The organism is Arsenophonus endosymbiont of Crataerina pallida (assembly GCF_964020125.1).
Classification (GTDB): Bacteria; Pseudomonadota; Gammaproteobacteria; order Enterobacterales; family Enterobacteriaceae; genus Arsenophonus; species Arsenophonus nilaparvatae.
This window is the reverse complement of record NZ_OZ026540.1, coordinates 2,777,672-2,800,120: the sequence shown is the minus strand read 5'-3', so window position 1 is coordinate 2,800,120 and position 22,449 is coordinate 2,777,672. Positions and strand designations below refer to the sequence as shown.

General features: G+C 37.9%; 22 protein-coding genes, 1 tRNA gene, 2 other RNA genes and 2 pseudogenes. 1 reads left to right on the top strand and 26 read right to left on the bottom strand.

Translation table 11 applies throughout. The annotated features are described in order from the left end of the window. Positions 1-138 precede the first annotated feature (138 nt). From AACL31_RS14990 to AACL31_RS14955, 8 genes are all read right to left on the bottom strand, one after another. Positions 139-1,674 carry an invasin domain 3-containing protein gene (locus tag AACL31_RS14990; protein ID WP_339053314.1) on the bottom strand — a complete coding sequence of 512 codons (1,536 nt, stop codon included), beginning with the start codon at positions 1,672-1,674 and terminating at the stop codon, positions 139-141. Then, positions 1,671-2,792, bottom strand: a complete 1,122-nt coding sequence (locus AACL31_RS14985; RefSeq protein ID WP_339053313.1) for an invasin domain 3-containing protein — start codon at positions 2,790-2,792, stop codon at positions 1,671-1,673. The genes AACL31_RS14990 and AACL31_RS14985 overlap by 4 nt, the downstream gene beginning before the upstream one ends. Positions 2,793-2,851: 59 nt before the next feature. Continuing rightward, entirely contained in the window at positions 2,852-3,097 is a 246-nt protein-coding gene (locus AACL31_RS14980; protein WP_310513301.1) for an Ig-like domain-containing protein, read from the bottom strand. Between the two features lie 119 nt (positions 3,098-3,216). After that, positions 3,217-3,363, bottom strand: coding sequence for an Ig-like domain-containing protein (locus AACL31_RS14975; protein WP_310513302.1), 147 nt, complete (start codon positions 3,361-3,363; stop codon positions 3,217-3,219). 17 nt (positions 3,364-3,380) lie between these two features. Next, positions 3,381-3,623, bottom strand: a complete 243-nt coding sequence (locus AACL31_RS14970; protein ID WP_339053312.1) for an Ig-like domain-containing protein — start codon at positions 3,621-3,623, stop codon at positions 3,381-3,383. A gap of 81 nt (positions 3,624-3,704) precedes the next feature. Then, positions 3,705-4,358: an Ig-like domain-containing protein gene (locus AACL31_RS14965; protein ID WP_310513303.1), complete on the bottom strand. Its 654-nt coding sequence runs from the start codon at positions 4,356-4,358 to the stop codon at positions 3,705-3,707. 68 nt (positions 4,359-4,426) lie between these two features. Next, on the bottom strand, positions 4,427-5,716 hold the full coding sequence (locus AACL31_RS14960) for an inverse autotransporter beta domain-containing protein (RefSeq protein WP_310513304.1): 1,290 nt from the start codon (positions 5,714-5,716) through the stop codon (positions 4,427-4,429). Between the two features lie 199 nt (positions 5,717-5,915). Continuing rightward, complete coding sequence (locus AACL31_RS14955; protein WP_310513305.1) at positions 5,916-6,395, bottom strand: hypothetical protein; 480 nt, start codon at positions 6,393-6,395, stop codon at positions 5,916-5,918. Between the two features lie 1,357 nt (positions 6,396-7,752). Between AACL31_RS14955 and gpmA the strand changes: the two genes are divergently transcribed. After that, positions 7,753-8,505, top strand: coding sequence for a 2,3-diphosphoglycerate-dependent phosphoglycerate mutase (gpmA, locus tag AACL31_RS14950; RefSeq protein WP_310513306.1), 753 nt, complete (start codon positions 7,753-7,755; stop codon positions 8,503-8,505). 53 nt (positions 8,506-8,558) lie between these two features. Here gpmA and aroG read toward each other — a convergent pair. The 18 genes and pseudogenes from aroG to sucD all read right to left on the bottom strand — a co-directional run bounded on the left by aroG (position 8,559) and on the right by sucD (position 22,446). Then, positions 8,559-9,619 (bottom strand): annotated as a pseudogene (gene aroG / locus AACL31_RS14945) (3-deoxy-7-phosphoheptulonate synthase AroG). 195 nt (positions 9,620-9,814) lie between these two features. Beyond that, positions 9,815-10,534: a nicotinamide riboside transporter PnuC gene (gene pnuC, locus AACL31_RS14940; RefSeq protein ID WP_310513307.1), complete on the bottom strand. Its 720-nt coding sequence runs from the start codon at positions 10,532-10,534 to the stop codon at positions 9,815-9,817. A 31-nt stretch (positions 10,535-10,565) separates the two neighbouring features. Beyond that, a pseudogene (gene nadA, locus AACL31_RS14935) lies at positions 10,566-11,604 on the bottom strand (quinolinate synthase NadA). Between the two features lie 276 nt (positions 11,605-11,880). Then, positions 11,881-12,008, bottom strand: a non-coding RNA gene (locus AACL31_RS14930) — RtT sRNA. A 41-nt stretch (positions 12,009-12,049) separates the two neighbouring features. Then, positions 12,050-12,177, bottom strand: a non-coding RNA gene (locus AACL31_RS14925) — RtT sRNA. Positions 12,178-12,218: 41 nt separating this feature from the next. After that, positions 12,219-12,294, bottom strand: a tRNA-Lys gene (locus AACL31_RS14920). Positions 12,295-12,439: 145 nt separating this feature from the next. Continuing rightward, positions 12,440-13,195 carry a tol-pal system protein YbgF gene (ybgF, locus tag AACL31_RS14915; RefSeq protein ID WP_310513308.1) on the bottom strand — a complete coding sequence of 252 codons (756 nt, stop codon included), beginning with the start codon at positions 13,193-13,195 and terminating at the stop codon, positions 12,440-12,442. A gap of 9 nt (positions 13,196-13,204) precedes the next feature. After that, positions 13,205-13,702, bottom strand: a complete 498-nt coding sequence (gene pal, locus AACL31_RS14910) for a peptidoglycan-associated lipoprotein Pal (protein ID WP_310513309.1) — start codon at positions 13,700-13,702, stop codon at positions 13,205-13,207. Positions 13,703-13,747: 45 nt separating this feature from the next. Beyond that, positions 13,748-15,040, bottom strand: coding sequence for a Tol-Pal system beta propeller repeat protein TolB (gene tolB, locus AACL31_RS14905; protein WP_310513310.1), 1,293 nt, complete (start codon positions 15,038-15,040; stop codon positions 13,748-13,750). A gap of 133 nt (positions 15,041-15,173) precedes the next feature. Further along, positions 15,174-16,163, bottom strand: a complete 990-nt coding sequence (tolA, locus tag AACL31_RS14900) for a cell envelope integrity protein TolA (protein ID WP_339053311.1) — start codon at positions 16,161-16,163, stop codon at positions 15,174-15,176. A gap of 34 nt (positions 16,164-16,197) precedes the next feature. Continuing rightward, positions 16,198-16,620 (bottom strand): colicin uptake protein TolR, encoded by a 423-nt coding sequence (gene tolR / locus AACL31_RS14895; protein WP_310513312.1) that lies wholly within the window; start codon positions 16,618-16,620, stop codon positions 16,198-16,200. 17 nt (positions 16,621-16,637) lie between these two features. Beyond that, entirely contained in the window at positions 16,638-17,321 is a 684-nt protein-coding gene (gene tolQ / locus AACL31_RS14890) for a Tol-Pal system protein TolQ (protein WP_310513313.1), read from the bottom strand. Then, entirely contained in the window at positions 17,318-17,713 is a 396-nt protein-coding gene (gene ybgC, locus AACL31_RS14885) for a tol-pal system-associated acyl-CoA thioesterase (RefSeq protein ID WP_310513314.1), read from the bottom strand. Before ybgC ends, tolQ begins: the two co-directional genes overlap by 4 nt. 112 nt (positions 17,714-17,825) lie before the next feature. Next, positions 17,826-18,125, bottom strand: coding sequence for a cyd operon protein YbgE (gene ybgE / locus AACL31_RS14880; RefSeq protein WP_310509854.1), 300 nt, complete (start codon positions 18,123-18,125; stop codon positions 17,826-17,828). A gap of 2 nt (positions 18,126-18,127) precedes the next feature. Continuing rightward, positions 18,128-18,250 carry a cytochrome bd-I oxidase subunit CydX gene (cydX, locus tag AACL31_RS14875; protein WP_063657031.1) on the bottom strand — a complete coding sequence of 41 codons (123 nt, stop codon included), beginning with the start codon at positions 18,248-18,250 and terminating at the stop codon, positions 18,128-18,130. 12 nt (positions 18,251-18,262) lie between these two features. After that, positions 18,263-19,402 (bottom strand): cytochrome d ubiquinol oxidase subunit II, encoded by a 1,140-nt coding sequence (cydB, locus tag AACL31_RS14870; protein WP_310513315.1) that lies wholly within the window; start codon positions 19,400-19,402, stop codon positions 18,263-18,265. A gap of 17 nt (positions 19,403-19,419) precedes the next feature. Continuing rightward, on the bottom strand, positions 19,420-20,985 hold the full coding sequence (gene cydA, locus AACL31_RS14865; protein WP_310513316.1) for a cytochrome ubiquinol oxidase subunit I: 1,566 nt from the start codon (positions 20,983-20,985) through the stop codon (positions 19,420-19,422). A gap of 585 nt (positions 20,986-21,570) precedes the next feature. Beyond that, complete coding sequence (gene sucD, locus AACL31_RS14860) at positions 21,571-22,446, bottom strand: succinate--CoA ligase subunit alpha (RefSeq protein ID WP_310513317.1); 876 nt, start codon at positions 22,444-22,446, stop codon at positions 21,571-21,573. Positions 22,447-22,449: the final 3 nt, after the last annotated feature.

Genomic DNA, 22,449 nt, shown 5'->3' with positions numbered 1-22,449 from the left:
CTCAGGTATCAGAAGAATTCTCTGTAACTGCTGTTCTGGATTGGTAATGTCAAGTTTATAATCAATATATTTATTCGCCTTGCTTTTCAGGGTATAACGTTGGTCAAGCACATCAGAGATAGAAAATTTTCCACCTGTTCAGCTTGTCACCTTATATTTAGGTTTTGAATCACTATCGGAGGTATAGAGTCCAACTTCTGCCCCTTCAATTGGTTTATTGGTTGTCGCATCTGCAACGACGCCGTTTAAGTTAAACTTACGAAGAAAATTGACTTTTTTATTTGCATCAACCGCTTCATCATCGCCTGTTTTAGCCGAAACCTGTACCTCAGTAACGGTATTTGTAGTACTGGTCAAGGTGATTTTAGCTTTACCTTCAGAGTCAGTTTTACTCTCACCTTTATCCGATAAGGTAACCTTATTACCGGCATTGTACTGCCATTTTAAGGTAATCTCCGGCACCGGATTATCGTTGGCATCCTTAACCACAGCGGTAAAGGTAAAGTTATCGTTACCATTAGCCACTTTACTGGTATTATCACCATCCAATGTCACCTGTTTTAATACCACGGTGTTACTATCAGCGATTAAAGTAACATTAGTTTTGATAGCGAATTCCTTGTCATTAACCTTCACCTTAATGGTATTGACACCGGCCGTTTTTCCTTTCAATTTAGCAGTATAAACTCCTTTATCATTCTCTTTAACTTCATCGAATTGACTGTTCGCCAGACTGGGCTCAAATTTCACTACTTGGCCTTCAATCGGATTATCATTAGCATCCATCAATGTTAACTTTAAGGTTGAAGTCTGTTTATCATCAGCAACAATAGTGGTAGGCTCGGCGACGAGTTTGGATTTATCTACGCTAGGATTTTTGCTATCTGCCTTTAAAGTTACTGTTACCGGCGCAAGTTTTAACTCCAATCCATTGAATTTAGCCGTTATGCTGATGTCTCCCGCTTGGGTGCCAGTCAGTTTTGCGCTATAAACCCCCGGATCCTGCTCGGTGACTGCTTCTAGCTTAATTTTACTGTCTGCTGGTTCGGTACTAAAGACGACTTTATCCGGATAACCGGTAATTGGATTATCTTTAATATCGATTAAGGTTAGCTTCAAGGTCGCGCTATCTTTACCATCTGCGACAATAGTAATAGGCTCGGTAGTTAGCTTGGATTTGTCTAAACTTGGATTACTGCTATCGGCAGTTAAGGTTACTTTAGCCGCATCTTTAACTGGCAACACAACTTCATTAACTGTAACTTCAATAGACGTTTCACCAGCGGTGGTACCAGTCAATGTGGCAGTATAAATACCGTTACCCTCATCCTTAACCTCATCACTCACATGACTATTTTTCAAGCTACTATTGAACTTAACTTTTTGGCCTGCCAGCGGATTATCATTCACATCCAGCAAGGTCAATTTTATTGTTGAGCTAGTATTACCGTCAGCAACAATGGTTGTCGGATCGGCTTCTAATTTAGATTTATCCTTACTGGGGTGCTTTTTATCGGCAGTTAAGGTTACTTTAGCACTATTTTTAATCTGCAATACTGCCCCATTAACTATGACTTCAATAGACGTTTCACCAGCAGTGGTACCGGTTAATGTAGCAGTATAAATACCGTTACCTTCATCCTTAACCTGATCACTTGCATGACTATTTTTCAAGCTACATTGAACTTAACTTTTTGGCCTGCCAGCGGGTTATCATTGACATCCAGCAAGGTCAATTTTATCGTCGAGCTAGCTTGACCGTCAGCAACAATTTCTATCGGATCGGCTTCTAATTTAGATTTATCCTTACTGGGTTTGCTATTATCGGCGGTTAAGGTCACGGTAGCGGTCTTACCAACCAGTGGTTTACCATTAACACCAACACTAATCGTAGCTTGTCCGGCTTTAGTTCCAACTAAAGATGCTTCATAAATTCCATTATCCTTTTCAGTCACCTTGCCGATCTCGCTACCCGGTAGACTAGGGATAAACTCTACACCTTGCTCGGCAAGTGGGTTACCGTTAACGTCCTTCAATTCCAACGTTATTGTTGAAGATATTTTACCATCAGCAACGATACTGCTAGGGTTGGCCGCTAATATAGACTTATCGGCACTCGGTTTACTATCATCGGCACTCAAAGTGACTTTGACCACTTGACTGACAATTAATGGTTGACCGTTAACTTCAACACCAAGGGTAGTTTCTCCCGCCGTTGTTCCTGACAGTCTTGCGGTGTAAACGCCATTATTTTCCTCTACGGTGTCACCAATTTTGCTATTTGTCAGGGTGGTACTAAATTTCACTTTATCTTTCAGACCAGAAATGGCATTACCATTAACATCCTGTAAGATTAGTTTTACTGTTGAGAATGCCGATCCATCGGCCACAATACGAGTAGGATTAGCTTCCAGTGTGGATTTATCAGCGCCAGGTTTGCTACTATCAGCGGTCAATGTAACCAGAACTGGGCTGACACTTAATACAGCACCATTGACTGCAACACCAATCTTACTTTCACCTGCCGTCGTCCCTGTTAGTTTAGCCGCATAAACGCCATTACTTTCCTCTACGGTGTCACCAACTTTGCTATTTGTCAGACTAGTAGTAAATTTCACCTGATCTTTATGGCCAACAATCGCATTACCATTAATATCCTTTAAGGTAAGTTTTATGACCGAAGATTCCGTTCCATTAGCCACAATGCGGTTAGGAGTAGCTTCAAGTTTAGATTTATCCGCTCCAGGTTTAGTACTATCTGCGATCAAAGTGACTTTCGTCACCACGGTCATATTTAGTACATTACCATTAACCTCAACACCAATTACTGCTTCTCCAGCCTGAGTACCCGTCAGCGTTGCGCATAAACACCTTCGCTGGTCTCTTTTGTTCCACTTGTCTGACTTTTCGCTAAATTACTAGTAAAATTAACTTGCTGACCGCCAAGTAAGTTATCATTAATATCTTTTAGCACCAAAGTCAGAGTGGAAGTCTCGACACCATTAGCAACAACAGTACTAGGAGCAGCGGTTAATTTAGATTTCTCACCACTCACATTACCACTATCAGCGGTTAAAATTACTATTACCGGACTCACTGTCAGTAGCTTACCTGCGACTTCAACACTAATTTCAGTCTTACCGGCTTTAGTTCCGGTTAGTGGAGCAGTATATATACCAGGTCCGCTTTCCGTTACTGGAGTTGCACTACTGTTAGCTAACGTGGTATTAAATTACCATTGACATCTTGCAGCGTCAGTTTCAATGTTGAAACAGCTTTACCATCAGCCATAATCTTATCCGGTTTGGCTTCCAGTTTAGATTTAGTGGGGCTTGGGTTGTCACTATCCGCAGTTAATACCACTTTTGCAGTTTTATTTTTCAGTACTGAACCATTAATTTTAACACCAACGGTGCTCTTTCTCCGGCAGTAATACCTGTCAGTTCAGCGGTATAAACCCCATTGCCTACCTCTTTAGTATTTTTGATCTGACTATTGGTCAAACTCGTGGTAAAGTCCACTTTATCACCAGAAATAGGATTGCCTTGCGCATCTTTCAGTTCATGTTTCAAGTTAGCGGCGGTTTTACCATTGGCAACAATCGTTGCAGGTTGTACTGTCAATAATGATTTTTCTGCGCTCGGGTGACCGGTGACAAAAGCAACCGACTGGGTTTTTTGACTACCATTAATTTCGGCAGTAACTTAGCTGCTACCCGCTTTGGTACTGGTAACACCAAAGATCAGTTCTCCGCGCTGGTTAGTATTTGCCGTTGTTCCATTTTCAATGACTGCGCCATCGGTTGCTGTAAGATTAACCGCTATATTCTCTACCGCGTTACCATTTTGATCAGTCACCAATGCATATAGCATATTCTTCTCTTTACCATCAGCTAATGCTTTATCCTTAGTAACATTTAACTTGGCAATCTGAGCTGAATTTCGATCAGCGCTAAATTTGAGCCGCCCATTTTTATAATTGCCGTTTTCCATCGTTGCAGTGATCTTGCCTTCTCCAGCTACTTTACTGGTTATATAAATTACCGCTTTTCCTTGGCTATCGGTGGTTGCTGTTATCCCATCCCCATTGGTAGCACTCTGGGAACCATTAGACAATGTTGCCCCCAATTTGCCATCCGGTTGTTTTAAGCCATCAACGTGGAAAGTAATTACTTGATGACTCAAAGGCTGTCCATGTTCATTGGTGATCACCGCGGTGGTGGTAAAATGATCGCGATCATTAGCCGGTAAAACGGAATTAGGCTCGACAATCAAATCATTAACCACATTTCTGGAAGGTTTTACCCGTATTGTGGTCGTCGCTCTGTTTGATTCATTGTCATTATTATCTATCCCCACCGCACTGATTTGATATTCTTGCGCGGTATTCTTTTGTGTTTTATAAACATAAGCCGGTAAGATAATTTCTAGTTGAGTCGGTAAAATAACCTGATAACTGCCACCATTGGCAATAAAACTAGGCGAGACTGTCCAGTTGATTTTTTCAAACCATATTTGGTTTTATTAACAGTGGCAGGAATAATAATCGTTTCTTTTGCTTCCGCTCTCATTTCGACTGGTAACGAAATATTAATTAATTCCTGTTTCCGATATTGCATAACAATATCATAATTTCGATCGACAAAATCATACTTATTGCCAACCAAACTACGCATAACATCAACAGCATCAGGATCTAACTGTTGCGATAATGGTACGCCAAAGCGATAAATAATATCCATGCCAACCATAGTGTCATTACGATCACCGGCCGCATGCTCTCCTTTCAAGGTGATTAATGGTATTGGCGTGTAATTTATGCCTAATGTCAAGGCGTAAGGATCGTCTTTTAATTTATCTGGATCGACACCGGTACCAAGATGGACACCTTTGCCAAAATATTTTTCATATTTAATACTACCACCCAGTTTAGGGTAAGTCGGTAAATAGGCTTCGGCGCGAACATCAAAGCCCGTTGCCGGACGCTCATCATAATCATCCATTACCGCTATTTTCGATTGGTGCCAGTCAGTTAAGCCAAAATAACCATTGGCGGCCAATTTTAAATAATCAGTCCAAGCTTCGCCGCCAAGACCTAATCGGGCATTGCCACCGCTATAATCATAATCATAGAAGGTATTAATGCCATACATCCAATCGCCCCAATATTGGCGATAACCTAAACCTAAATTTAAAGTATTTCTGTCTTTATTGGTTCTTAATCCCAATTGGGTAAAAAGCAGACTATTTATGCTATCAATAACAGGTAATAAAAAATCACCCGAAAATTTTCTATCAGTACCGATAGAAATACGGGCAGTACCGTACTGATTTAACCAATCATTAAGTCGCTGGTTAACCAAACCTTCGCCAATATTTTTTGCATAACCGATTGAAGCATCAACTGCATTTCTATTTGCTAAAATATTACCAACCTGGCTGGCAATTGAAGCTAAAGTTTGATCTGTGTTGTCTTCAGGTGGTGTTTCCGTTCCACCTAAATTAGGTAAAATAGTATTAATCGTATTGGCACTATTGCCTTTAGTTTCAAGACTTGGTGGCATTTCTAACGGATAATGCCCTGAACTTAAACGTTCAGAAGGAAATAGAGAAGTTTCCCCCTGAGATGACGATGCAGTATTATCTTCAGTAACGATATTATTACTCGCGTTTGCATCATTCATTAAGGATTGAATACCTGAGATAGTATCTGCCATCTCAGCATTTTCAACTGCACTAGCTATTGATATTGAAGAAAAAAAGAAGGAAGAAAATAGTTGTATTAAAAGCAGGCACCACGCGATTATTTTCCTTCCCTTGGATGAAAATGGTGTCATAATTAATTTACTCTCACATGTACACACATAGCAAAAAACCACCTTCAATCAATTAAAGGTGGTAAGATATGAATAATATTTAAATACTTGATAATGCTTTAACTTTTTCTTTTACGCTTTGAAAACCAGAGAATTGAACTTTCGAGCATAAAGTATCTAATTTAGTGCTCAACGTCATAGATAATAATTCTTTTGAATCTTTATCCATAATATTTTTATTAACATTTAAAAACGTATAATCTCTGCTGATTTTATTATAATCATTAGAATATTGTTGGTATTTACCACTATTCGCTTCTTTTAAAAAATTAAAGCGATCAACACATTCATTATTTGACGAGGCAATAGTAATACCATCAAATAACATTCCTTTCTTTTCTATATAATTTCGCACAGGAATACTACTCTGGTTATTGACAATAGCGGTACTATTATTAGTTTGACTCGCTGTTTTATCATTGACTTTTTTATTCATCTTTTTTGACACAGGTACAGAACAAGCATTTAATAAAAACATAGCACCAAATACTAAAGCGCACTTTTGGAAATTAACATTCATAACAAAGCCTTTATTCAATTACGTAGCTAATTAACAAGCTCCATTAAGGAGCCATTTCGAGTGATCCAAACTAATAATTCAGTACTACACAACATCATAAAAATGACAGAAAAAAGTAGTACTAGTTTTTTAATAAAAAAAGATAATCGTTTCGACATATAAAAGTGAATCCTTAAAATTTTATTAATAATAAAGTTAAGTAAAAATGCTCACTTTTAATAAAGTAAAATATCGAATAACTATTAGCCATAGATAAACTATATTTATAAATAATATGACAGTGGTTAAATTATATTCAAATACAAATTATTTAAAAGTTCCAACAACAAGTATTCTCATCATATAGATGATTAGATTAAAGTATGAACTAAAACAAAAAAAAGAATAAATTCTATAAGTTAAGCTTGTAGTGAGTAAAATGATATATATAAATATTAAAACGGCAAATCGTTTTAATCGATCATAAATCAAATATTAATAGATGCTAGCTATCAATTATCAACTTATGATCGTTTTTTCCAATGAGTTAAATTAATAAAAATCAATGAGATATAAAAAATGAAAACATTTAGATACATATTTAATTATAGTTTAACTATACAGAGATTATAAAATTACATATTATTTGCTTTAAAACTAATATAGAAAATAAAATTAAATGATATTGCAAAATAACTCATTATAAATACAACCAAATAAAAACAACTTAATAACAAATTGACTTTGAATATTCTCTACAGCTAGCAGATATTGAATATAAAGATTTACACTCTAAACTTTAATAATTGTTAAACGAATATTCGATTTAATTGATTTGGAAACATACTTAATATATGGAAATATAACATATCAATTGGTATTTTTTATTATACTAATTGCTTATTCTATTTTGTGCCTGAAACTAACGGAGAAGTTTCTCTTATAAAAGGAAAATTGGAGCCAAATGGCTCCATTTTTTTATCTATTGTTACAAATATAAATATACCCACATAATTTAAAAATAGTTATATATTATCCCTAGAATCTATTATTAATAATTTATTTACATCTATATTTATATATAAACCACGAAATTAAATAATTGATTTATTTACGTTCATCTTTTTTATTAATTAATTATATAAATAATTAACATATATTTTACTTATTTTACCAAAAATTTTATTTTAACGAAAAATAATAATTATTATAACTTAATTGCGGTGTTAAGCCGCTAATCTAATGACAGACAGGTTAAATCAGTATAGATCTTACCCAGCAATTTAAAAACTACCATCAATTGTATTGGTATTCAGTTGCAGGGATAATATAATAATTCAGATCGATTTTAATGAATGTACTAATAGGAGTTTAAACTATGGCAGTAACTAAGCTGGTTCTAGTAAGACACGGCGAAAGCGAATGGAATAAAGAAAACCGATTCACTGGTTGGACTGATGTTGAACTTTCCGATAAGGGCCGCGAAGAAGCAACAAATGCAGGCCAGCTATTAAAAAAAGAAGGTTTTGTTTTTGATTATGCTTATACATCCGTTTTAAAACGCGCTATTCACACCTTGTGGAATATTCTAGACCAAATAGATCAACAGTGGCTAACCGTCGAAAAAAATTGGCGGCTCAATGAACGTCATTATGGTGCTCTGCAAGGTTTAGATAAAGCAGAAACTGCAGCAAAATATGGTGACGATCAAGTTAAACTATGGCGCCGTGGTTTTGAAATTACACCACCAGAATTAACCAAAGATGACCCTCGTTACCCCGGTAATGATCCTCGTTATGCAAATTTGAACCCCTCAGAGCTCCCTGTCACTGAAAGTCTCGCTACCACAATTGAACGTGTTGTCCCCTATTGGGAAGAGGTGATTAAACCAAGAGTTGCTAAAGGTGAAAAAGTCATTATTGCTGCTCACGGTAACTCATTACGAGCATTAGTCAAACATCTGGACAAGATGAGTGAAGACGAGATCCTTGAACTTAATATTCCAACCGCCGTTCCATTGGTCTATGAATTTGATGAAAATATGCAACCTATTAAGCATTACTATCTTGGTGATCAAGCTGAAATAGCCGCTAAAGCAGCCGCGGTTGCTAATCAAGGTAAAGCAAAATAATCAAATTAAACTTTATAAGTATAAGGCCACTTTGTGGCCTTATTAAGCATTAATTAGTTACTCTTTTCACGACGGATCCGAACCGCGTCTGCTAAACGATATAATAATTTTTCACTATCTTGCCAACCAATACAAGCGTCTGTCACACTTTTACCATACGCAAGCGGTTTATCGGTAGTTATATCTTGATTTCCCTCTAAAAGATGACTTTCAACCATCACCCCAATGATTGCTTTTTCACCTTGACGTATTTGATTAGCAACATTTTCAGCCACTTCAAGCTGCTTTTTATACTGTTTACAACAATTTGCATGACTAAAATCAATCATAATTTGGGCTGATAAGCCTGATTTTTGCAAACTCTCTTTAACGTCTTGTATATCTGATTCACTATAGTTAGGCTTTTTACCGCCGCGCAAAATAATATGGCAATCGTCATTACCGGTAGTATTTACAATTGCTGAATGCCCCCATTTGGTAACCGATAAAAAACAGTGAGCAGCTTTAGCAGCATTAATTGCATCAATAGCCACTTTTATTGTTCCGTCGGTACCATTTTTAAAACCTACCGGGCAAGAAAGACCAGATGCTAATTCACGATGTACCTGAGATTCAGTAGTGCGTGCACCAATTGCTCCCCAACTAGTAAGATCTGCAACATATTGCGGAGTGATCATATCAAGAAATTCACCGGCAGTTGGTAAAGCTAAATCATTAATAGTTACCAATAAATTACGTGCAATACGCAATCCTTGATTAATATCAAAACTGTTATCCATAAAAGGATCATTAATTAAACCTTTCCAGCCAACAGTAGTACGCGGTTTTTCAAAATAAACACGCATAACAATTTCTAACTCATTCTTCAATTCATCATGAATTTTTTTAGTTTTTGGGCATATTCAATGGCTGCTTTAGGGTCATGAATTGAACATGGGCCAATAACGACCAAAAGTCTATCATCCTTACCAGTTAAAATTTGATGTATTGATTCACGAGCTGTTTGAACTGTCAAAGCGGCTTTATCTGTTGCCGGAAACTTTTCTAATAAGGCAACTGGAGGTAATAACTCTTTAATCTGTTTAATTCTGACGTCATCATTCTTATAAGTCATCTTTTCTACTCAATGTATAGCTCTTTAGCCAGTATATTCTCTAAAAATAAAAGATGAACTCAATTTAACCTCTAGTGATAAAAGTGTAAATATATACTCATACTTATATTATAAATATTTAATGGCAATATATAATATGATATAAAGATTGTTAATTTTTTTAAAATCATACTGTTATGCCAATGTAAATAACTATTAACCTGCTAAAAATATTGAACCATTTTCTTTAGCTGACCGACTCCAAAGGCGAAAACCATTGATTGAAATTCCAAGTAGCATCAAATATTCAAATGACATTGCTAAAATACCTTGTAAGTAGAAAATAACAACACTAATAACATTGATAATGATCCACAGTAACCAGCTTTCAGCATACTTTCGTGTCATTAATATCATCGCAATAATTGATAATACCATCATTGTTGAATCCCAAAAAGGAAATGCATTGGGTTCTATTTGTACAGGTTCAAGATAAAAACCTAATAAATGAGCAATGTCCCAAGTAACGTGGGCAAGAAAAATAAACACTTTATCAATGTTAAAACTTAATAGCAGCGTTAAAATAATGGCGATAAATAGCGTTACCACTACTTTTGAAAAACTCATCCAGCGGATCTTAAGACTTGCTTCATGATAAGCATCTACTCGACTCCAAGCGTACCAACCATAGGTATTCGCTGCGAAAAAGAAAATTTGTAACAACAGGCTTGCATACAATTGTATTTGAAAAAAGATAACCGCAAATAATGTAACGTTTATCAGACCAAAAAGATAATTGATAATTTTTTCCTGACTGGCAAGCCAAATACATAAAAATCCAGCTACTGTTGCCACGGCTTCAATATAAGATAAATTATAACCATTGCTGCCAAGAGCAATATGTACCATAGTATTACTAGTATTGAAAAACTCCATTCCTATTACCCTATTAACACTTATAATTCAGCTACTTAATGTTAGCAGCAAACGACAACATCCGCTCCAAAGGTTTCAATGCTCTCTCTTAATTCATCATTAATCGATATTTCATGTAATTCACCCTCTTTTTTTAGTCCTTGTTCTATAGTTTTTAAGCTATTCATTGCCATCCAAGGACAATGTGCACAAGTCCGGCAGGACGCACCTTCACCTGCCGTTGGTGCAATATAAAATGATTTCTCTGGACATGCTTGCTGCATTTTATAAAAAATACTTTTATCCGTTGCCACAATTATTTGCTGATTAGGCAAGTTTTGTGCAGCTTGAATCAATTGACCGGTTGAGCCAACTGCATCCGCTAAATCAACAACCGCTGCAGGGGATTCTGGATGCGCTAATATTGCCGCATTAGGATACAACATTTTCATTTTCTGCAAGGCTTGAATTTTGAATTCATCATGTACAATACAAGCAGCTTGCCAGCAAAGCATATCTGCCCCGGTTTTTCTTTGTACATAATTACCTAAATGACGATCCGGCGCCCAGATAATTTTTTGCCCTTGACTATCTAAATAGTCAATTAATTCAACTGCAATACTGGAAGTTACAACCCAGTCAGCTCTAGCCTTAACCGCCGCAGAAGTATTAGCATAAACAACCACCGTTCGCTCTGGGTGTTGATCACAAAATTCAGCAAACGGCTTTGCAGGACAACCTAAGTCTAATGAGCACTCCGCTTTCAATGTAGGCATTAATATTGTCTTTTCAGGATTTAAGATCTTAGCCGTTTCACCCATAAATCTAACGCCAGCGACAATTAAAGTCGATGCAGAATGTCGTGAGCCAAAACGTGCCATTTCCAGTGAATCTGCTACACACCCACCAGTTTCTTCGGTCAGAGCTTGAACATCAGGATCGGTATAATAATGCGCGACTATAACCGCATTTCTTTTTTCCAACAATAGCTTAATAGACCGTTTACAATGTTTTTTTTCATTATCCGTCAAAGGCGCTGATTTAACAGGAAATGGGTAGCTAGCTAAATTGAAATCGATAAAATTAGGCATTTTGCACTCTTATGTTTAGTATTTAATGTTTTAAACGATAGTTTTTAGCCAAAAAACTATTTATTTGCTAATTTTGTTTCGTACACTAAACAAGATAATTAATATTTAAAATTTTGTCGCTTAATTTTTACTATCAAATTGTTCTCAATAACCTATTTATCCATTTGGTTGTATTAAAAATGAATACTATTTTTCATCTATATTCTGTATGTACAGTAAAATAAAACAGATAACATGAAATTAGCTTTTGACAGAAATAGTCCGAATATCTTTCGATGGTGGGTCGTACAGGATAACTCGGCCTACGGCCTCGCCCTTCGGGTCGTTGTGCTTCGCACAACGCTGTCTCGCTTCGCTCGGCTCGAACCTACACAGCTTCTCATCCTGTACTCACAGTGCTATGTGTTATTTCCGTTTCTTTGGAAAGTAACAAGATATTATTAGATGGTGGGTCGTACAGGATAACTCGGCCTACGGCCTCGCCCTTCGGGTCGTTGTACTTCGCACAACGCTGTCTCGCTTCGCTCGGCTCGAACCTACACAGCTTCTCATCCTGTACTCACAGTGCTATGTGTTATTTCTGTTTCTTTGGAAAGTAACAAGATATTGTTAGATGGTGGGTCGTACAGGATTCGAACCTGTGACCAATTGATTAAAAGTCAACTGCTCTACCGACTGAGCTAACGACCCATCTGAAGTTACCTGAGGTGATGGCGGAGTATATTACTTATTTTTGCTAAGGGTGCAATGTTTTTTTTACCGAAAGCATTTAAATGTTTATTAATCATACAATTATCCCCGAAATAGATAGCAATAAATACTTCGGGGTTATTCATTAGAGTGACGCTAATTTCTTTTCTGCCAATTTCGCACTAGGGCTACTAGGATATGCTTTAATCACCTGTTGATAAACAACACGTGCTTTATCATTTTGCCCTTTTTCTTGCATCAGTAACCCTACTTTATAAAGAGATTCTGCCCCTTTGGCTGAATTAGGGTAATTTTTAACAACGGTAGCAAAATAAAAAGCCGCATCATCTTTGTTTCCCTGATTATAATTTAATTGTCCAAGCCAATAATTCGCATTAGGCTGATAATTAGATTTAGGGTAAGTTTTGATAAAATGCTGAAAAGAACTAATTGCCTGCGCAATCTGCAGTTTAGATTTGCTCTTTATTGCAAGTGCAACGGCTGCATCATACTCAGCTTTTTCATTCGCTGGTTTAGCCGTGACAACAGCATTATTACTACTGTCGATACTTGCCTTGACTTTATTTGCACCAGTCGTCAATGAATCCAACTGCGTATAGAGATCTTTTTGCCGCTCAATAACTTGACTTAATTGATATTGGTTTTCCTGAATTTGACCACGCAATGTATCAATGTCCCGCTGAGCATCCGATAACTGCTGCTGAATTTTATATAATAACTGCCCTTGAGAATTGACCGCTGTCTCAATTTGCATTAGACGATCACTTGTAGAACCTGAGCCGACATTAATGATTGGCGCTTGGGCGGTAGCGACTACTGGAGCCGCTACGCCAACCAATAACGACAGACTCAAATAAAGATGTCTGAAGTTACTGTTCATATAATACTCTTAATACACAAGTATCGCACGACGATTTTTGGCATATGCCGATTCGTCATTACCTTGTATAGCCGATTTTTCCTTACCATAAGATACGATAGCAATTTGCTCACCGTTTACGCCTTTACTCTGCAAATATATTTTCACAGCATTAGCACGGCGCTCACCAAGTGCAATATTATACTCTGGTGTACCCTTTTCATCAGTATGCCCTTCCACAGTAATCTTAACTGAAGGGTTACCGCGTAGGAAAGTTGCATGTTGATCTAACAGCTGTGCATATTCTGGGGTAACATCATACTTATCAAAACCAAAGTAAACAATGTTGTTACTTTGCAATTCTTGCATTTGCTGACTAGCAAGTTGCTCAGCTGTCAAGCTAGCATTGCTATCTGCTACATTGTTTTCAGCACCCGTTTTGTCATTGCCTTTTTTTGAGCTACATGCTGCAACGGCTATCATAGGTAACGCTAACATTAGCCCTTTAAGCACTTTATTCAATTGCATCTTGTTCGATCCTTTAATTATTATTGCCATACTTATTATTATGCATCACAAATACGGCGACCAGGCAGGAAATTTAACCTTTCCATCAGTCGCCGGTAGACGCGCTTTGAAACGCCCATCCGTTGACACCAGGTGTAATACAGTACCTAATCCTTGTGAGGCACTATAAATTACCATAGTACCATTAGGTGCGATACTCGGCGTTTCATCCAGAAACGTATCCGTCAAATATTCAACGTTACCCGTTGCCAGATCCTGTTTAGCAATGTGCTGTTTACCATTACTCGAGTTGACCATTACCATAAATTTACCATCAGGGCTGACGCTTGGATCCTGGTTTTGGTTGCCTTCCCAAGTAATACGCTCTGGCACACCACCATTAATATTTAGTTTGTATATTTGTGGACGCCCTGCTTGATCAGAAGTATAAATCAGCGTTTGGCTGTCTGGCATCCAACTAGGTTCAGTATTGTTACTACGACCATCTGTTATTTGGCGAGTTTGACCACTGGCCAAGTCCATTACATAAAGATTTAAACTTCCGCTCTTTGACAGGGCAAAAGCAAGCTTGCTTCCATCGGGGGAGAAGGTAGGAGCACCATTATGACGCAGGAAAGCAGCAATCTGGCGGACTTCGCCTGTCGCTAACGTTTGCATAACTAATGCTGAACTACCACTTTCAAAGGTTACATAAGCTAATTTTTCACCATCAGCCGACCAAGCTGGCGACATCAGCGGTTCAGGCGAGCGGTGGACAGTAAATTGATTATAACCATCATAATCTGAGACCCTTAATTCATAAGGAAACTTTCCACCATTAGTTTTAACCACGTAAGCGATACGTGTACGAAATGCACCTCGAATACCGGTTAATTTAGCTAAGACTTCATCACTAATAGTATGTGCCGCATAGCGTAGCCATTTGGCTGCCACTTTTAATTGGTTTTGCGTCAATACTGCGCCAGGAGAATTCACCACATCAACCAGTTGATAACTAATAATGTACTGACCATCAGCAGCCGGTTGTACCTGACCAACAACAACTGCATTAATACCTAATGCCGTCCAAACATTCGGTGTGACTTCCGATGCGGTAGTTGGTTGTTGAGGCATATGACTGGGATCAATAGGATTAAATTTACCGCTATTGCGTAAATCTGCAGCAACAATTTGTCCTACATCATCGGGTAAAGTACCAGTTCCAGTCCATTTAAAAGGCACAATAGCAATAGGCTGTGCAGTATTGATACCTTGGGTAATTTCAATCCGAATTTCTGCCTGAGCACATGCCGCCCATAATATTAGAAAACCTAATAATAATTTAAATGCCTGCTTCATTTTTTCTCCCTTATCACGTATCCACGTCCGTAATAATTAATTTGAATATTAACAAAGGTGAATGCACAAAACCAGATAACTGAAAAACTTTTGTTAATTTTCCTAGCCTTATACTATTCATAACATTCATTAACTAAGGCTTGAATACTAAAGTACTTCCCTGTTCATTAAATGCATCATAAATACTACGACTAGGCGGTTTAGGCATTGTCGCTGTTTTGGCTGCACGTATCGCTGCGTCACAGAGTGGTTGATCATTTGCTGTATTACTTTTAGCTGCAATACTAATTAACATGCCGTCAGGAGCGAGTTTTATGCTTAATTCGCATGTTTTACCGCGATAAATATCAGCATCATAAAATTTGCTTTCAATTGCGGCTTTGATCTTACCTGCATAATTAGCCACATCCGAACTGGATGCCCCGCTTTTTCTATTTCCTCCTTGACCCGCTGCTGCTGCACCTCCCGTTTGCTGAGTTGGTTGTTGGGCAGTTAATCCACCAAGCAGAGAGTCAACCGTAGCAGCCTGTTTAGCCGCATCTGCTTTTTTCTTAGCTGCCAGCGCCTTAGCGGCTTTTTCTTTTGCCTCTGCTTGTGCTTTAGCCCTAGCTATTTCAGCTTCTTTTTTAGCTTGAGCTTCAGCTTTCGCCTCTGCCTGCTCTTTTATTAGCCGTTCTTGTTCTGCTTTAGCTTTAGCCGCCGCTTCTTCAGCAATTTTCTGTTGCTCCTTGGCTTTCTGCGCCGCTTCTTCTGCTTGCTTGCGTTGCTGCTCGGCTTCTCTTGCTATTTTTATACGCTCCTCTTCAACCATTTTTAAGCGTTTTTGTTCTTCTTCCTGCTGTTTTCGGAGTTCTTCTTCTTGCTGTTGAATACGTTTTTTTCGCTCAGCATCGGCTTGTTTGGCACTATTTTGCTGCCGTTGCAGCTGGTTATACTGTTCTATTACTACGCCGGGATCAACCATGATCGCATCAACCACTTCACCGCCTTGACCACCGCCACCAAGCTTAATAATTTCATCCAATGAACCCAAAATAATAAAACCAAATAACAAAACGTGGAATATAATAGAGAGTACCACAGAGCGACTCAATTTATTTTTTTGCTCTTTTGTCTTTCTCACAACAGATTTCCAAACAAGTAATTATGCAATTACATCAAATAGGCTGAGTCATAAAACCAACCGATTTGATGCCAGCTTGATGAAGTATATTCAGCGCTTTAATAACTTCTTCGTATAGTACATCTTTAGCGCCACCAATTAAAAAAATGGCCTGCGGATTTTTTGCCAATGCGGCTTTTGTTATTGCTGCAATCTGTTCTGGCGGTAAAAGCTCTTCTCGATGGCCATCAATAATGACACTGTATTGCCCTACTCCAGAGACTTCAAGAATAATCGGTGGATTATCACTACCTGACACAATTTTTGATTGAGTCGCATCGGGTAATTCCACTTTCACACTTTGCGAGATAATCGGCGCCGTTGCCATAAAAATCAATAACAATACTAACAGTACATCCAATAAAGGAACGATGTTAATTTCAGATTTCAGTTCACGCCTATGTCGAGTCCGTGCCATCTTTCTGTTCTCCGCATTTATTGCTTTTCAGAAGCAAAAGCTTGACGATGCAGGATGGCTAAAAATTCTTCCATAAAATTGTCATAACTTTGATCCAATTTATTGACCCGCTGGTTTAGTCGGTTATATGCCATCACAGCTGGAATGGCCGCAAACAAGCCGATTGCCGTTGCAATTAACGCTTCAGCAATACCCGGGGCGACCATTTGTAATGTTGCCTGTTTAACCGAGCCTAATGCAATGAAAGCATGCATAATTCCCCAAACGGTACCAAATAATCCAATATAGGGGCTCATTGATCCTACAGTACCTAAAAAGGGAATATGCGTCTCTAATGATTCTAACTCACGATTCATCGATATTCGCATAGCTCTAGAAGCACCATTCATCACCGCTTCTGGTGTATGAAGATTGGCTTGACGTAAACGAGCAAACTCTTTAAATCCAGAATAGAAAATCTGTTCTGCTCCCGTTAATGCATCACGCCGATCCTGACATTCTTTATAGAGACGCGATAGCTCAATACCAGACCAAAAACGATCCTCAAAAGCTTCCGTTTCTCGGGTTGCGGCATTTAAAATTTTGCTTCGTTGAATAATAATTGCCCAAGAAGCAATAGAGAATCCTATTAGAATCAACATGATAAGTTGAACCAAAAAACTCGCTTTTAAGAATAAATCTAAGATATTCATGTCAGTCACTGCTTAAACTCCGCGACAATAGACTCAGGAAGCCTAGTTGGCTTCATTTTAAATGTATCAATTGAAACAATAACTATTTCTGCTGTGCAAATTTCTTTCCCTTGCTGATTAATTAACCGTTGAAAAAAAGCCAATGATGTAAGTTGAACATAGCTAATTGCGGTTTCAACGGTCAATAAATCATCCAATTTAGCGGGGTGTAAATAGTCAATTGTCATTTTACGTACGACAAAAGCTAAATTTTCTTTTCGTAATTTCTGCTGTTCAAATCCTTTTTCTCGCAACATTTCCGTTCTCGCACGTTCAAAAAAATGCGCATAACGAGCATGATAAACTACACCTCCCGCATCAGTATCCTCATAATAAATACGGATAGGCCAGCAAAACAGCATATTTTTACTCCCCTTGCTATCAATAAATTACCCGTCACTATACTTAAGTGAATCATCTATTGGAATGATTTATAAATAAAGTTACAAAAAAATAGTGAAATATAAACTTATCTTATGAAATGAAACTAATACGAAAGAAATAAAATAGTCCACAAGCTAGGATCAAAACAGCAGGTAAAGGATGAAAAAGATAACGCCAAAACGCATTTTTAGGTAAAAACCCAATACCAAAAATTATCCCACTACATGTTGCCCAAATAAGCAATAACCCCTGCCATATAGCAAGAGAACTGGTATTTGAGGCAAATAAGGTTGGATCCCAGATCACACAAAAAGCCATGGCAAATGCCATAAAGAGAATAAGGATCCGAAACGGACCCTTATGCATTGATGAGTAGATTTTATCTACCATTATCATTCACCAGTATGTTTAGCTTTGTTAGCAGCATTAGCCTCAACCTGTTCGATAGCCAGAGCTGCAATGACAGCGAAACTACAGGCAAGAAGCGTTCCTAAAATCCAAGCAAAATACCACATGCCATTCGCTCCTTAATATAATGAATGTTTGTTATTTTCAATATGCGTTTTGTCAATTCGACCAAACATTTTGTAATAACACCAGGTAGTATACGCCAATATAATTGGCACAAAAATGATGGCAACAACTGTCATCACTTGCAATGTAAATAAGCTCGACGTGGCATCCCAAATCGTCAAACTGGCATTAGGCTGTATATTTGAAGGCATAATGAATGGGAACATACTAATACCGAAAGTTAAAATAATACAAGCAATTGTCAGTGATGAAAATAAAAATGCCCATCCTGCTTTATCAAGCTTGGTAAATAGGATAGTCAGTATTGGAAAAAATAAGCCAAGTGCCGGTAATGTCCATAGTCCTGGATTATTATTAAAATTAACCAACCATGCCCCTGCTTCTTTTGCTACTTCTTTATGTAACGGATTAGAAACAGCGTAGGTATCGATTGTACTTTTAATCGCATAACCATCAATTCCATATATCAACCAAAAACCAGCTCCAGCAAAAGTAATTAAGGTGAAAAAGGCGGTGATATAAGTGATATTACGTGAACGTAGATGTAATTCACCTAGCGTGCGCATTTGGAGATAAGTCGCGCCTTGGGTGATTATCATCATAATAGAAATAATGCCTGCTAATAAGCCATAAGGATTGAGTAAACCAAAGAAAGTCCCGGTATAATTCAAATACAATAGGTCATTAACTGTAAAAGGAACGCCCTGTAGTAAATTACCAAAAGCAACACCAATGATCAAAGGAGGAACAAAGCTACCAATAAATATGCCACGATCCCACATATTGCGCCATTTGGAATTTTCAAGCTTAGAACGATAATCAAAACCTACCGGTCTGAAAAATAGTGCAGCCAAGACTAATATCATGGCAACATAAAAACCTGAGAATGCCGCAGCGTAAACCATCGGCCAAGCCGCAAATAGTGCACCACCAGCAGTTACTAACCAAACCTGATTACCATCCCAATGAGGTGCGATTGAATTGATCATGATCCGACGCTCAGTATCAGTTTTTCCCATAAATGGCAATAAGATACCAACACCCATATCAAAACCATCGGTCACGGCAAAACCGATCAGCAACACACCAATCAGTAGCCACCATATAAATCTTAGAACTTCATAATCAAACATGAATGGACTCCTGTTTACTAAGCGTCTTGGGCTGAAATATTTTGTTGCTCATAATGATAACGACCTGTTTTAAGACTACTCGGCCCTTTACGTGCAAATTTGAACATTAGGAACAATTCAATAACCAAGAACAAAGTATACAGACCACATATTAGCCCCATCGAGAAAAGTAGATCTGCACTACTTAATGATGAATGTGCAACCGCTGTCGGTAAAATTTCACCAATTGCCCACGGTTGACGACCATATTCAGCAACAAACCAACCTGCTTCAACGGCAATCCATGGTAATGGAATACCAAACATGGCTAAACGTAAAAGCCATTTTTTCTCACCAATGCGGTTACGAATAACAGACCAGAATGATAAAGCAAAAATAAGTAACATTAAGAAACCGCAAGCCACCATAATGCGAAATGCCCAGAATAGAGGCCCGACTTTAGGAATACTATCTTTAGCGGCCGCTTTAATATGTTCTTCGCTGGCATCAATAACATTAGGTGTATAGCGCTTTAACAACAATCCATAACCAAGATCTTTTTTATTCGCATCAAATGCTTTTCGTATAGCAGGATCATTATCACCAGCTTGTAATTTTTTTAACAGAGCATAGGCATTCATACCATTGCGGATACGAACTTCATGTTGCGTCATTAAATCTTTTAAACCCAAAACCGGGGTATCAATAGAACGGGTAGTGATAATTCCCATTAACCATGGAATTTCTACTGCGAATTCATTTTTCATTTTTTCGCTATTTGGCACAGCAATAAGATTAAATGAAGCCGGCGGCGGTTGGGTTTCCCATTCAGCTTCAATGGCGGCTAACTTGGTCTTCTGAACATCACCCATTTCATAGCCAGATTCATCACCCAAAACAATAACAGATAGTACTGAAGCAATACCAAAGCTTGCCGCTATTGCGAAAGAGCGTTTAGCAAAAGGTCGATCACGGCCTCTAAGTAAGTAATAAGCACTGATGCCTAAGACGAACATGGCACCTGTACAATAGCCAGCGGCAACGGTATGAACAAATTTAACTTGTGCCACGGGATTTAAAACTAATTCTGAAAAACTGAGCATTTCCATCCGCATGCTTTCAAAGTTAAAATCAGACGCAATCGGGTTTTGCATCCAACCATTAGCAACTAAGATCCACAGCGCAGAGAAATTAGAACCTAACGCAACCAGCCATGTGCTAGCTAAATGTTGGGTTTTACTTAAACGATCCCAGCCAAAAAGAAATAAACCAACAAATGTTGACTCCAGGAAGAACGCCATTAATCCTTCAATTGCCAATGGCGCACCAAAAATATCACCAACATAATGTGAATAATATGACCAGTTAGTCCCGAATTGGAATTCCATGGTCAAACCTGTTGCAACACCTAAGGCAAAGTTAATAGCAAATAACTTACCCCAGAATTTTGTCATATCTTTATATATCTGTTTACCTGAAATGACATACACCGTTTCCATTATCGCTAGTAAAAACGACATACCAAGTGTTAATGGTACAAACAGGAAATGATACATTGCAGTTAAGGCAAACTGTAACCGGGACAGTTCGACAATATCAAACATCTTGACTCCTTGCTCCTAGCAGGAAGACACCGACTTGCGGCGACCTGACTTTCATAATGCAAAAGATGAAAGCCTCATAACTACCAGCTTTATACATCTTAAAATAACGATAAAAAATTTATCAAAATACAACAAACATCTTAATAATAGTACGCTTATATACACTTATAATAAATAGATTTAATACGATTAAGATTGAAATTTTGCGATTAAATCAACATACCGCTACATTTAAATACTGACTAAATTTGATCAACGATCAATTTCATCGAAAAAATAAATAAAACCTATTTTATTGTTTGATTTAAATCAATTTTTATTAAAGTCATCAATATATTAAATAGCTGTTTATTGTTTTGTTCATGCCAAGAAAATAGGCAATAATTCATTTTAACCATGTACTTGTTGTTGACTTGGGAAAACTCGCCAAAACGCTATTAAAAAAACCATCAATAGGATATTTTTAATCCACATAATGCCACTTTTAATATCGAAAAAATCAAGTTTACCAGCATTACTCACGGCCTAAACATAAAAAAAGCCACTATCTATGAGTGGCTTTTACTAATCATAGTCGAAATCAAGTTATTTACTAGTCACTAATTGCTTAACAGCTTCACCAATCTCAGCTAAGCTACGGACAGTTTTTACACCTGCTGCTTCTAATGCAGCAAACTTTTCATCCGCAGTACCTTTGCCACCAGCAATGATGGCGCCAGCATGCCCCATACGCTTACCTTTTGGTGCTGTTACGCCGGCAATATAAGCAACGACCGGTTTTGTTATATGTTGTTTAATATAAGTGGCCGCTTCTTCCTCCGCTGTACCACCAATTTCACCAATCATAACGATAGCTTCAGTTTGGGGATCTGCCTGGAATAGTTTCAATATATCAATAAAATTTGAACCCGGAATAGGATCACCACCAATACCAACACAAGTAGATTGTCCTAATCCTGCATCAGTTGTCTGCTTAACGGCTTCATAAGTTAATGTACCAGAGCGCGATACAATACCTACTTTACCCGATTTATGAATATGTCCAGGTTGGATACCAATCTTACATTCACCCGGGGTAATAATACCTGGACAGTTCGGTCCTATCATTTTTACCCCAGTTTCATCTAGCTTTGCTTTCACCGTTAGCATATCTAACGTGGGGATCCCTTCGGTAATGGCAATAATCAGTTTGATACCACTATTGATAGCTTCAAGAATCGAATCTTTACAAAATGGAGCAGGAACATAAATAACCGATGCGGTTGCACCTGTTGCTTGTACAGCTTCACGGACTGTATTGAAAACAGGTAATCCTAAATGTGTTGTTCCACCTTTACCTGGCGTTACACCACCGACCATTTTTGTCCCATAAGCAATTGCCTGCTCTGAATGAAAAGTTCCTTGGCTACCTGTAAATCCCTGGCAGATAACTTTAGTATTTTTATCAATTAAAATAGACATTAC